Below are 12905 nucleotides of genomic sequence, written 5' to 3' on the forward strand. Positions count from 1 at the left end.
CCGTTGCCTCGTCAAGATCGGTCTCAGCACCGCGCCGCCTCCCGTTGTTGCAACGTTTTCTCGGCCTTGAGCAGGTCTTCCGGCGTGTCGATCCGCAGGGACGGGTGGCGCGTTTCCCACACCCGGATGCGGATGCCGTGTTCCAGCGCGCGGAGTTGTTCGAGCTTCTCAGCGTCTTCCGCGCTCCCAGTCGGCAACTCGGCCAATCGAAGCAGCGTCCGGCGTGTATAAATGTAGAGACCGAGGTGCATGTAATGCAACCCATGCCGGAGCGCCTCGTCCGCATCGTCCCGCACGTGCGGGATCGGCGCGCGGGAGAAATAGAGCGCATCGCCGCGCGCGTCGGTGACCACTTTCACGACGGCGGGATTGCGAAGGTCGTCGGCGGACTCCAGTCGACGCTTGAGCGTGCCCATTTCCGCCTCGCTCGCGAGAAACGGTTCGACGAGGTCCGTGAGCAGATCGGAATGCAGCAGGATCTCGTCGCCTTGGAGATCCACGAAATACTCGCCCGCCCGCTGTCGCGCCACTCCCGCCACCCGGTCGGTTCCGGTTCGGAACGGTTCTTCGGTCATGACGACCAGCCCGCCGAACCCTTCGACCGTCTCGCGGACGCGGTCGTCGTCGGTCGCGACGATCACCGCGTCGATGGCCCGGCAGGTCCGCGCCCGTTCGTACACATGTTGGATCAGGGACTTCCCCATGATCTGGACCAGCGGTTTGCCGGGGAACCGCGACGAGCCGAAACGGGCGGGAATGACGACTGTCACCGGTCCGGCCGGTCTACGCATGTTCCAACGCGTCCGAGAGTTGCTGAGGGGTCACCGTCGCGGTGCCGACCATGCCGACCACGATCCCGGCGGCATAATTCGCCAGTGTCGCCGCCTCGCGCATGGAGGCGCCGGTCGCCAGGGCCAGAGCCAGGGTCCCGACGACGGTGTCGCCCGCGCCCGTGACATCATAAACCTGCCGCGCGCGGGTGGGAATATGCCAACTCGCGCCGTCGGCCTCATACAGGCTCATTCCCCGTTCCCCGCGGGTGACGAGGACCGACCAGCACCCCAGGCGTTGTCGAATCATCGCTCCGGCTTCGTTGACGGCCTGGTCGTCGTCGCCGTGCACGCCCGCGGCTTGGGTGGCTTCGAGATGATTCGGGGTGACGACCGTCACGCCCTTGTAGTAGCCGAAGTGTTCGACTTTGGGATCGACGATGATCGGGATGCGGCGCAGCGCGGCCAGTCTGGTGAGTTCGGCCATCAAGGGCGCGGTGACGACGCCTTTGGCGTAGTCCGACACGACCAAACAGGAGATCTCCCGCAGTCGCGACTCGACATACCGGACGATCCGTTTCTGGAGCGGGGCTTTCAATTCTGTTCGCCGCTCGACGTCGTACCGGACCACCTGCTGGTTGTGGGCGATGACCCGGCTTTTTCTGGTCGTCGGCCTGTCGGCGTCGATGATCACGCCGCCCCGTCCCTGCCGGCGCAGACCGAGCTCTTTGAGCAGGAGCCGGCCGCTCTCGTCCGCGCCGATGACCCCGCAGAGATCCGCCCGGCCGCCGAGCGACAGGATATTGTTGTAGACGTTCGCCGCTCCGCCGAGTTTCAGCGATTCGGATTCGACATGGACGACGGGCACCGGGGCTTCGGGTGAGATCCGGTTGACGCGGCCCCAGATGTAATGGTCCAGGATCAGATCCCCGACGACCAGCACGCTGGCGTGGGGAAAGCGCTGGATGTGCCGCTGAAGCGCTTGAAGGGAGGCGCCGGATTCGCCACGCTCGGTTTCCGAAACCGTGCCGGCGCGCGCGGACCGGCGCGCACTGCTCATCGAACGGCCTGGCCGAGTCGTTCCCATCGCACCCACTCCGTCCATTTGCCCTGTCCGCTCCATGACCAGTAGATGCGGAAGGCTTTTCCCCGGATTTTGTCCGCGCGCACATATCCCCAGAACCGGCTGTCGAGGCTCTGGTCACGGTTGTCACCCATCACGAAATAGGAATCTTCGGGGACCGTGACCGGACCGAAATTGTCGCGCGGGTTGATGGTGCTGTCGATCACTCCCGGGTCCACCCGTTGGGTATAAGCCTTGTCGTCGAGCGGAGCGCCGTTTACGTACACGATCTTATTGCGGATCTGGATCGTATCGCCGGGCAGCCCGATGATCCGTTTGATGAAATCCTTGTCTTCGTCCTCCGGGTAGCGGAACACGATGATATCGCCGCGCTGCGGCTGCCCGAAGCGGATCAGCGTATACGAGGAATAGCAGGTGATCGGAGGAAAGCTCAGGTGCGCCTTGCAGTTCGTCGGCCACTGCAGGCCGTACGCCAGTTTGCTGACCAAGATGTGATCGCCGATCAGCAAGGTGGGAATCATCGAGCCCGACGGAATCTTGAAGGCCTGGACGACGAACACGCGGATCGCGAAGGCCAGAATCATGGCGACGACGATGGCCTCCACGTATTCGCGGAGGACGGATTTTCTGGCCTGTACCGGTTCGCGGGAGGCCGAGACCGCGTCCTCTTCCAGGAGCGGCTTGGAGATCGGCGGTTGCGACGCGACCTCGGTACGGGGCGAGGAGGTGTCCTCCAGGCCCGGGCGATTGGGGTCCATGGTCATTCGTCGGTCACCTTCAGCAGGGCGAGAAACGCTTCCTGCGGCACTTCGACCCGGCCCACCTGTTTCATCCGCTTCTTGCCTTCCTTCTGTTTCTCCCACAGCTTGCGTTTGCGGGTGATATCGCCGCCGTAGCATTTCGCCGTGACGTTCTTCTTCAGGGCGCCGATCGTTTCCCGTGCGATGACTTTGTTGCCGATCGCGGCCTGGATGGCGATCTCGAACATCTGCTTCGGAATCAGTTCTTTCATTTTTTCGGCCAACTGTCGTCCACGGTGATAGGCCCGCTCGCGATGGGTGATGAACGACAGGGCGTCGACCGGCTCGCCGTTGAGCAGGATGTCCAGCTTCACGAGGTCCGATTCCCGGTAGCCGATCACTTCGTAATCCAATGAGGCGTAGCCTTGGGTCTTGGACTTCAACCGATCGTAGAAATCCAGGATGACCTCGTTGAGGGGCAATTCGTACGTAAGCATGACGCGGGTCGGATCCAAGTACTGCAGGCTTTTCTGAATTCCGCGCCGTTCCTGGCACAGCCGGAGGAGGCTCCCGACGTACCGTTCCGGCGTGATGATCGTCGCCAGGATGAACGGCTCCTCGAACAGTTCGATCGCATTGGGAGGCGGCAGCTTCGCGGGATTGTCGATTTCCAGCACCTCGCCCGCGGTCGTCAGGACGCGATACACCACGGTCGGCGCGGTGGTGATCAACGTAAGCCCATATTCCCGTTCCAGCCGTTCCTGGATGATCTCCATGTGCAGGAGGCCGAGGAATCCGCACCGGAAGCCGAATCCCAGCGCCAGCGACGTTTCCGGTTCATAGACGAACGAGGAATCGTTCAAGCGCAGCTTCTGCAGCGCATCGCGCAGGTCTTCGTACTTCGCCGTGTCGGTGGAGTACAGGCCGCAGAAGACCAGCGGTTTGACTTCTTTGTATCCGGGGAAGGGAGAGTCGGTCGGACGGACCGCGTCGGTGATCGTGTCGCCGATCTTGACGTCCGCGACTTCCTTCATATTGGCGCTGAGGTAGCCGACTTCGCCGGTCAGAAGCTGCGCGGTTTTGGTCCGCTTGGGCGTGAACTGCCCCACCTCGGTCACCTCGAAGATCCGGTCGTTGGACATGACCTTGATCTTCATGCCGGGCCGCACCGACCCGTCGATGATGCGGATCAACACGATGACCCCCTGGTAGTTGTCGAACCACGAGTCGAAGATCAGCGCCTTGAGCGGCTTGTCCGGCGAACCCGAGGGCGGCGGAATCCTGGCGACGACGGCTTCCAGCACATCCGGCACCCCCCTCCCCTCCTTCGCGCTGACCAAGAGGGCGTCGGCAGCTTCAAGCCCGAGGACTTCCTGGATCTGCTGCTTCGTGGCCTCGATGTCGGCGCTCGGCAGATCGATCTTGTTGATGACCGGAATGACGACCAGGTTGTTCGCCATCGCCAGGTGCACGTTGGCGATCGTCTGGGCCTGCACGCCCTGACTGGCGTCCACCAGCAACAAGGCTCCTTCACAGGCCGCCAGGCTGCGCGACACCTCGTAGGTGAAGTCGACATGCCCGGGCGTATCGATCAGATGGAGGGCGTACGTCTGCCCGTCTTTCGCCTGATACCGGATGGCGACCGCATGGGCCTTGATCGTGATCCCGCGCTCACGTTCAAGGTCCATCGCGTCGAGGATCTGTTCTCGGAACTCACGGGCTGTGATGGCGCCCGTGGCTTCTAGGAACCGGTCAGCGAGGGTCGATTTGCCGTGATCGATATGCGCGATAATGGAGAAGTTCCGGATGAGACTTTGCAAATCCCGGCTCATGCCTTGCGAAATCGGCCCATTATATGCGCTCGGTTCCGGGTTGTCAAAGAGAACACCCCTCATTATAATCCGGCATTCGCTCGTCGTTCCGAGCGCTCGATCGCCTCGACCGCCGTTCGGCGGTCGGCACGCCTGGGCCGATTCCCGTTCATGAAGTCACGTTCCGACGCTGATCAACTGACCCGGTGGGATCGGAGGTATCTGTGGCATCCCTTTACCCAAATGCGGGAATGGGAGCGCGAGACGCCGATCATCATCGAGCGCGGCAAGGGGCCCTACCTCATCGACGCGCATGGGCGCCCCTATCTGGACGGCGTGTCGTCCATCTGGGTCAACGTCCATGGTCATCGCCACCCGGTGTTGGACCGGGCGATCCGCGACCAACTCGCGCGCATCGCGCACAGCACGCTGTTGGGGCTCAGTCATCCGCCGGCCATCAGGCTCGCGCGCGAGTTGGTCCGTCTCGCGCCCCGCGGCTTGACCCGCGTGTTCTACTCGGACGACGGCTCTACGGCCGTGGAAGTCGCGCTAAAGATGGCGGTGCAGTATTGGCAGCAACGTCGACCCCGCGTCCGTCCGAAGAACACCTTCCTGCATCTGACGCTGGCCTACCACGGCGATACGGTCGGCGCCATGAGCGTGGGCCGGATCGAGACGTTTCACGCGCGGTTCACTCCGCTCCTCTTTCCCACGCTGACCGCCGATGCGCCTTACTGTTATCGGTGCCCGTTGAAACTCGCCTATCCGTCTTGCGGGATGGCCTGTCTCGACCCGATCGAGCAGGTGCTCAAGGCGCGACACCGGGACATCGCCGGTTTCGTCATCGAGCCGCTCGTGCAGGCGGCGGCCGGGATGATTACGGCGCCGCCCGGTTATCTGAAACGCGTCCGCGACCTCTGCACGAAATATCGCGTCCTCTTGATCGCCGATGAGGTGGCGACGGGCTTCGGCCGGACGGGGACGATGTTCGCCTGCGAGCAGGAGAGCGTCACGCCGGACCTGATGGCGATCAGCAAAGGTCTGACCGGCGGCTATATGCCGCTGGCGGCGACCTTGGCGACGGAGGAGATCTATCGGGCGTTCTTAGGCCGGTACGAGGACTGGAAAACGTTCTTTCACGGACACAGCTACACCGGCAATCCGCTCGGCTGCGCCGCGGCCCTGGCGAATCTGGAGGTCTTCCGCGAGGAACGGACGCTGGCTCACCTGCGCTCGAAGATCGCGGCGCTGAAGCGGTTGCTGCGCCCTCTGGCGAAGCTGCCCCATGTCGGCGACATTCGCCAACGGGGATTCATGGTGGGAATCGAGTTGGTCAAGGATCGCGCAACGCGGGAACCCTACCCGTTGGAGATGCGAATCGGACATCGGGTCGCAATGGAGGCCCGCCGGCGCGGACTGCTGATCCGCCCGCTGGGGAACGTGGTCGTGTTGATGCCGCCGCTCTCGACTCCTCGCGCGGCGTTGGTCCGTATGGTGTCGATCATCGGCGCATCCATCCGAGCGGTGGGTGGTGCGACCGGCAAGGGTTGAGCGGCGGCGATCGCCTCGGGGATGGCGGCATGGTGACGAGCGATTTTCTGGTGATCGGCGGCGGCATCATCGGATTAAGTATCGCGCGGGAACTGCGCCGGCGGTTTCCTGACGCCCGGGTCGTCCTGATCGAGAAAGAGCCGGTGTGCGGCGTGCACGCCAGCGGCCGCAACAGCGGCGTGCTCCATGCCGGGTTTTACTACTCCCCGGACAGTCTCAAGGCCACATTCACCAAGCTGGGGAATGAACACCTGACGGCGTACTGCGAAGACAAGAAGCTGCCGCTCAACAAATGCGGCAAGCTCGTGGTGGCCAAACAGGAAGGCGAACTGGCTGCGCTGGACGAGTTGCTCCGGCGCGGCCGCGCGAACGGGATCGCGCTGGAGGAGGTGACCGAACAGGAGGCGAAGACGATCGAGCCGCGTGTCAAGACGTACCGACGGGCGCTGTTCTCGCCCCGGACCTCGACCGTCGATCCCGCGGCGGTCGTGAACGCCGTGCAAGCGGACGCGGTGGCGGAAGGGATTCAGATTCATCACGGCACGGCGTATGTGGGCCGGAACGATCGGCAGGTGCGCACGAATCGGGGGACGTACGAGGCCGGGTACCTGGTCAATGCGGCGGGTCTCTACGCCGATAAGATCGCCCGGGACTTCGGGTTCTCGGAACACTACCGGATTCTGCCGTTCAAAGGCTTGTACCTGTATTCGAGCGAGCCTCCCGGGGCGATTCGCACCAACATTTATCCCGTGCCGGACTTGCGCAATCCCTTCCTCGGGGTGCACTTCACCGTGACCGTATCCGGCCGGGTCAAGATCGGGCCCACCGCGATTCCGGCCCTCTGGCGGGAACACTATCGGGGGCTCGCCAATTTTCGGCCGGGCGAGTTGCTCGAAGTGACGTGGCGAGGACTTGGACTGCTGATGCACTCCCGGTTCGATTTCGCGCGGCTGGCGCTGAGCGAGATGGCGAAATATTCCCGCTCACGCATGGTCGCCTTGGCGGCCGAGTTGGTCGAAGGCGTCGAGTGGCGCCATTTCCGGCAGTGGGGAGATCCGGGTATTCGCGCGCAACTGTTGGATGTCCGAAAGAAACGCTTGGAGATGGATTTTGTCGTGGAAGGCGATCATCGTTCCGTCCATGTGTTGAACGCCGTGTCTCCGGCCTTTACCTGCGCGCTGCCGTTCTCCGGCTACGTGTGCGATCGGATTCGCGCGCTGACCGGCTGAAGGCCGCGGCTGGTGCGCGGTCAGAACACGTCGACCCGTTCGCCTCTGCCCACCTTCAGCCGCTCGGCGGCGCTGGCTTCTTTGAGGAAGATTTCAAGTTGGCCGTTGCTGTTGATCAGCGCGCGGGGTTGGTCCGGCGTGCCTTCGCTGTAGCTGTCGACCAGGCCCTCGATGGTGATTCCGGCGAGGCGGATGATCGGATCGCGTTTGGTTACCCCTCGGACTTCTTTCACGTGCGCGGACGAAAGATTGGAGATCAGGTTGCCGAACCGGTCGACATAGACGATCCGCCCCGTCATGACCTGTTGGTCCCAGGCCGGCTCGACGATCGGGAGCCGGACAGGGTCGCGAATCAGCCGGCCGAATGACCCGAGGGCCATACCCTTCGTCAGCCACGCCGCCGCCGGGGCGAAGAGATCGCGGCCGTCGAATGTCGCCCCTTCCGACTCCAGCCGGTACTGTCGATTCTCGATCTGCCGCACTTCGACGTTCGTCTCTTCCTGATAGATATAGCTGAGCAATCCGTTGTCCGGAGCGACGAAAAAGTAGCGCGAGCTGCTGACCAGCAACGGCCGTCGACGGCTGCCGACGCCTGGATCGACCACGGCCACGTGCACGGTCCCCTCGGGAAAGTAGCGGTAACAGGACTTCAACAGATACGCCGCTTCTTCGATCTGGTGGGAGGTGACCTGGTGGGACAGATCGACGATCCGGGCCTGCGGGTTGATCCCGAGGATGACCCCTTTCACGCTGGCGACGAAGTAGTCACGGTCACCGAAGTCGGTGAGCAGTGTGATGATGGAAATGGCAGGAGGCATCGTCTTAAGACCGTGACGCGTGACGCGTCACACCTGTTTACAGTTCGTCGAATCGAATCTCGATGATCTCGTACTCCACGAGGCGGGCGGGCGTTTGTACTTCGACCAGCTCGCCGACACGGCGGCCGATGAGCGCCTTGCCGACGGGCGATTGAACCGAAATTTTCCCGTTCTTGAGATCCGCCTCATCCTGGCCGACGAGGATGTATTGCTTTTTTTCCCCGGATGCCTGTTCGATCAGGACGACGGTCGCGCCGAAGACGACAGTGTCGCCGGACAGGTTCGCGGTGTCGATGATCCGCGCGTCCGCCAGCTTGCGCTCCAGCTCCGCAATGCGCGCTTCGATGAACCCCTGCCGCTCCTTCGCGGCCTCGTATTCGGCGTTTTCGCTGAGATCGCCGTGCCCTCTGGCTTCGGCGATCGCTTCGATGACCTTCGGCCGCTCGACCTTGCGCAGCCGGTCCAGTTCGGCTTTCAGCGCCTCATACCCTTTTTTGGTGATCGGTGTCGGCATGCTCCCTCCGGACCTTGACGCCCAGCTATCCCTCAAGCCGGCGAGACGTGCGCGAAAAGCGAGACTTGCCAGTCGCGCCAGTCTCGCGTTTCAGCGCTGAGGCCTCGCGTGATACTCCTGCAACGACCGGATCGCCAATTCCTTTTTCATCATGGCTTCGATTCCCATCACCGCCGCGCGCGCCCCCCGCATCGTGGTGTAATAGGGGACGTTCTTGTGGAGCGCTTCGCGCCGGATGGAGACGGAATCGGCTTGCGACGAGGCGGTTCTGACCGTGTTGACGACCAGACAAATCTCCCCGTTCTTGATATGGTCCACGATATGCGGCCGGCCTTCTTTCACCTTATTGACGGTGTCGACAGGCAGCCCTCGCTCGCGCAAATAGGCGGCGGTGCCTCTGGTGGCTTCGATCTGGAAACCGAGCGCCTCGAGCCGTGCCGCGACCTCGAAGGCGGCCGGGCGATCTTGTTCCTTCACGCTGATAAAGGCTCGGCCCGCTGTGGGTAAGATGGCACCGGCGCCGGCCTGGGATTTGGCGAAGGCCCACCCGAAGTCGCTGTCAAGACCCATGACCTCGCCGGTCGACTTCATCTCCGGTCCCAACAGGACATCGACCCCGGCGAATTTCGTAAACGGGAAGACCGCTTCTTTGACCGACACATACGTGGGCGCCGGGGCGTCGGTAAAACGCAGGTCCTTGAGGCTCCTGCCCAACATCACTTTCATCGCCAATTTGGCGAGGGGGACGCCGATCGCTTTGCTCACGAACGGAACGGTGCGCGACGCCCGCGGGTTCACTTCGAGCACATACAGCATGCCGTCCTTCACCGCGAACTGCGCGTTCATCAGGCCGATGACGCCCAATTCCAACGCCAGCGCCGTCATCTGTCGTCGGATCTCCGCGACCATCTTCCGATCGAGGGTATACGGGGGCAGCGAGCAGGCCGAATCGCCCGAATGGACGCCCGCTTCTTCGATGTGCTCCATGATGCCGGCCACGACGACCGTGCGGCCGTCGGAGATCGCGTCGGCGTCCACTTCGATCGCGTCTTCCAGGTATTTGTCGATCAGGACGGGATGCTTGGGGGACGCTTTGACGGCGGACCCCACATAGGCCAGGAGGCCGGCCTCGTCGTGCACGATCTGCATCGCTCGCCCGCCGAGGACATAGGAGGGGCGCACCATCACGGGGTAGCCGATCTCCCGCGCGACCTTCACGGCTTCGTCGATCGAGCGCGCCATGCCGCTCGCCGCCTGGCGCAGGCCGAGCGTGTTCAGCAGGTCCCGGAATCGTTCCCGGTCCTCCGCCCGGTCGATCGCGTCGGAACCGGTTCCCAGGATCGTCACCCCGCCCTGCGCCAACGGCACCGAGAGTTTCAGCGGGGTTTGTCCGCCGAACTGGACGACCACGCCGAGCGGACGTTCCCGGTGGACGATATTCAGCACATCTTCTTCGGTCAACGGCTCGAAATACAAACGGTCCGACGTGTCGTAGTCGGTGCTGACCGTCTCGGGATTGCAGTTCACCATGATCGTTTCCACGCCCTCCTCGCGCAGCGCCATCGCGGCGTGGACACAGCAATAGTCGAACTCGATGCCCTGCCCGATCCGGTTGGGTCCCCCGCCCAGAATGACGACCTTGCGTTTGGAGGTCGGCCGCGCTTCGCACTCGCGACCATAGGTGGAATACAGGTAGGGCGTGTGGGCCTCGAACTCGGCGGCGCAGGTATCGACCCGTTTGTAGGTGACCGCCGGACGGGCATCGGAGGTTCCGTCGCTCATCCGCCGAATCCGGATCTCCTGCGCGTCGAAGCCCGTCAATTGCGCGAGACGCTCGTCGGCAAACCCGAGTTCTTTGGCGTGCCGGAAGAGTTCCTGATCGGCCGAGTCGATGGCCGCCCGGCCCTCGCCGGCGAGTCGCTGCTCGAACCGGAGGATCTCCCGAATCTGCTCGAGGAACCACGGATCGATCTTCGTCAAGCCGTACAACTCCTCGTTGGTCATCCCGAGCCGCATCCCGTCGGCCAGCCGCCACAGGCGGTCCGGATGCGGCGTGCGGAGCAGGGCTCTCACGCGGTCCACCGTCTCGTCGCGATTGATTCCCTCCGGCACTCCGCGGTCGAGGCCGAATGCCGAAGTCAGGCCGAACCGGTCCACTTCCAGTGAACGGACGGCTTTCTGCAGCGCTTCCTTGAAGGTCCGGCCGATCGCCATGGCTTCGCCCACCGACTTCATCTGCGTCGTCAGCGCCGGATCCGCGCCGGGGAATTTCTGGAACGCGAAGCGCGGGATCTTGACGACCACGTAGTCGATCGTCGGCTCGAACGAGGCTTTCGTCACGCCGGTGATGTCGTTCGTGATCTCATCCAAGGTATACCCGACCGCCAGCTTGGCCGCGATCTTGGCGATCGGAAAACCGGTCGCCTTGGAGGCCAGGGCCGAACTGCGGGAGACGCGGGGATTCATCTCGATCACCACCATCTCGCCGGTGTCCGGATTGACGCCGAACTGGATATTGGAGCCCCCGGTATCGACGCCGATTTCGCGGATGATCCGGACCGCCGCGTCCCGCATCACTTGATACTCTTTGTCGGTCAAGGTCATGGCCGGCGCCACGGTGATGCTGTCTCCGGTGTGCACCCCCATCGGATCGACGTTCTCGATCGGGCACACGATCACGACGTTGTCTTTCAGGTCGCGCATCACCTCCAGTTCGAACTCTTTCCACCCGATCACCGATTGCTCGATGAGCACCTGCCGGACCGGGCTCATCGCCAGGCCCCATTCGACGTGCCGGCGGAACTCCTCGATGTTGTAGGCGATGTTGCCGCCGGTGCCGCCGAGCGTGAAGGAGGGGCGGACGATCACCGGAAATCCGATCCGCTCGATGTGGCGCTCCGCTTCGGCGAGGGATGTGGCGATCCCGCTGGCGGGAACGGCGAGCCCGATCCGCCACATGGCCTGGCGGAACGCGTCGCGGTCCTCCGCCTTGTGAATCGCCTCCGCCGAAGCGCCGATCAGTCGAACGCCGTATTTCTCGAGCGTGCCCCGCTTGGCCAGGCCCATCGCCGTATTCAACGCGGTCTGCCCGCCCATCGTGGGCAGCAAGGCATCGGGCCGTTCCCGCTCGATGACGAGCTCCACGACCTCCGGCGTGATCGGCTCGACATACGTCCGATCGGCCAATTCGGGATCGGTCATGATGGTTGCCGGATTGCTGTTGATCAGCACGACCCGGTAGCCCTCTTCCTTGAGGGCCTTGCAGGCCTGGGTGCCCGAATAATCGAACTCGCAGGCCTGCCCGATGACGATCGGGCCGGAGCCGATCAGCAGGATGGTCTCGATGTCGGTTCGTTTCGGCATGGCGCTTCCTAACGAGCAGCGAGTAGCCAACAGCCGGTGGCTATTCGCTGTGTGCTGCAAGCTGTTCGCTGCTTATCCGGTCTTCGGCATCGGTCCGATCGGTGGTTGATACGGTTCCCGGGGGTGAACCGGCTCAAGGCCCTCCGCCGGCCGGTAGTAACGCATGGCTTCCGGGATCCAGGCCTCGATCTGGTTGATCCGGGTCACGTCTGAGGGGTGCGTGGACAGAAACTCCGGAATGGCCTGCTGGGAGCGAAAGCACAGTTTGCCGATCATCTGCCGGGGGCAGCCGCTCATCCGCTCCCAGAACGCCACCGCCTCGCGCGGGTCGTATCCGGCTTGCGCCATCAGGCGGAGGCCGATGTAATCGGCTTCCGATTCCTGCTTGCGATTGAACGGCAGCGACACTCCCACGCCGTAGGCGCCCATGGCGCCCATGGCGACGCTCGGATTGACGGCGCCGGTCGCGGCCCCGGCCAGGGCGCCGACCTGGGCGATCTGTTCGAGAATCCCGCGACTCATCCGTTCGGCGCCGTGCCGTTGCAGCGCATGGGCGACCTCGTGCCCCATCACGGTCGCGAGTCCCGCCTCGTTTTGCGTAATCTTCAGGATACCGGTGAACACGGCGACCTTGCCGCCCGGCAGCGCAAAGGCGTTGATCACGCGATCGTCCTGGATGACCGCGAACTCCCAGTGATACTCGGGTTTGTTGGCGACCGCGGCGATCCGCTGGCCGACCCGGTGAACCATCTCGTTGATCTCGGGATTTTCGTTCAACCGGGTCTGGCGCAGCACTTCGCGGAAAGCGCTGACGCCCATCGCGATCTCTTTTTCCTCCGAGAGGAAGATGAGCTGGTCGCGCGCCGTGCCGGGCGCGCGAACGCATCCGACCAGATATGGTAGGATGCCCCCGGCGGCCACGATCCCCAGCACCGTCTGCGCGCCAAGGCGCAGCAGCTCCCGCCGGCCTACGGACACGGCTAACTCCACGTGTCTTCCCTCACGCATCTCCGGGTCCCGTTGCT

The 12905-nt window shown here is 63.5% G+C and carries 10 protein-coding genes; 2 read left to right on the forward strand and 8 right to left on the reverse strand.

The genetic code is table 11. From position 1 onward, the window contains the following. Positions 1-23: 23 nt before the first annotated feature. From kdsB to lepA, 4 genes are read right to left on the reverse strand one after another with little or no spacing between them, the layout of a single operon-like run. Positions 24-791 (reverse strand): 3-deoxy-manno-octulosonate cytidylyltransferase, encoded by a 768-nt coding sequence (kdsB, locus tag AB1555_05180; protein MEW6246087.1) that lies wholly within the window; start codon positions 789-791, stop codon positions 24-26. Further along, positions 784-1857, reverse strand: coding sequence for a D-glycero-beta-D-manno-heptose-7-phosphate kinase (gene rfaE1, locus AB1555_05185; GenBank protein MEW6246088.1), 1074 nt, complete (start codon positions 1855-1857; stop codon positions 784-786). The genes kdsB and rfaE1 overlap by 8 nt, the downstream gene beginning before the upstream one ends. Then, a complete protein-coding gene (gene lepB / locus AB1555_05190) occupies positions 1827-2618 on the reverse strand; it encodes a signal peptidase I (protein MEW6246089.1) in 792 nt (263 codons plus the stop codon). Before lepB ends, rfaE1 begins: the two co-directional genes overlap by 31 nt. Continuing rightward, positions 2615-4426 carry a translation elongation factor 4 gene (gene lepA / locus AB1555_05195; protein MEW6246090.1) on the reverse strand — a complete coding sequence of 604 codons (1812 nt, stop codon included), beginning with the start codon at positions 4424-4426 and terminating at the stop codon, positions 2615-2617. Before lepA ends, lepB begins: the two co-directional genes overlap by 4 nt. A 150-nt stretch (positions 4427-4576) precedes the next feature. Between lepA and bioA the strand changes: the two genes are divergently transcribed. Further along, positions 4577-5956, forward strand: a complete 1380-nt coding sequence (gene bioA, locus AB1555_05200; protein ID MEW6246091.1) for an adenosylmethionine--8-amino-7-oxononanoate transaminase — start codon at positions 4577-4579, stop codon at positions 5954-5956. A gap of 29 nt (positions 5957-5985) precedes the next feature. Beyond that, positions 5986-7185, forward strand: coding sequence for an L-2-hydroxyglutarate oxidase (gene lhgO / locus AB1555_05205; protein MEW6246092.1), 1200 nt, complete (start codon positions 5986-5988; stop codon positions 7183-7185). Between the two features lie 20 nt (positions 7186-7205). On the opposite strand, the gene AB1555_05210 is transcribed toward lhgO, so the two are convergent. The 4 genes from AB1555_05210 to AB1555_05225 form a co-directional block, all read right to left on the reverse strand. Further along, on the reverse strand, positions 7206-8003 hold the full coding sequence (locus tag AB1555_05210; GenBank protein MEW6246093.1) for an SAM-dependent chlorinase/fluorinase: 798 nt from the start codon (positions 8001-8003) through the stop codon (positions 7206-7208). A gap of 37 nt (positions 8004-8040) precedes the next feature. After that, entirely contained in the window at positions 8041-8517 is a 477-nt protein-coding gene (gene greA, locus AB1555_05215; protein ID MEW6246094.1) for a transcription elongation factor GreA, read from the reverse strand. 90 nt (positions 8518-8607) lie between these two features. Further along, on the reverse strand, positions 8608-11880 hold the full coding sequence (gene carB / locus AB1555_05220; GenBank protein ID MEW6246095.1) for a carbamoyl-phosphate synthase large subunit: 3273 nt from the start codon (positions 11878-11880) through the stop codon (positions 8608-8610). Positions 11881-11952: 72 nt separating this feature from the next. Beyond that, positions 11953-12888 (reverse strand): M48 family metallopeptidase, encoded by a 936-nt coding sequence (locus tag AB1555_05225; protein MEW6246096.1) that lies wholly within the window; start codon positions 12886-12888, stop codon positions 11953-11955. Positions 12889-12905: the final 17 nt, after the last annotated feature.

The sequence above is a fragment of the Nitrospirota bacterium genome (genome assembly GCA_040755395.1).
Classification (GTDB): Bacteria; Nitrospirota; Nitrospiria; order Nitrospirales; family Nitrospiraceae; genus DATLZU01.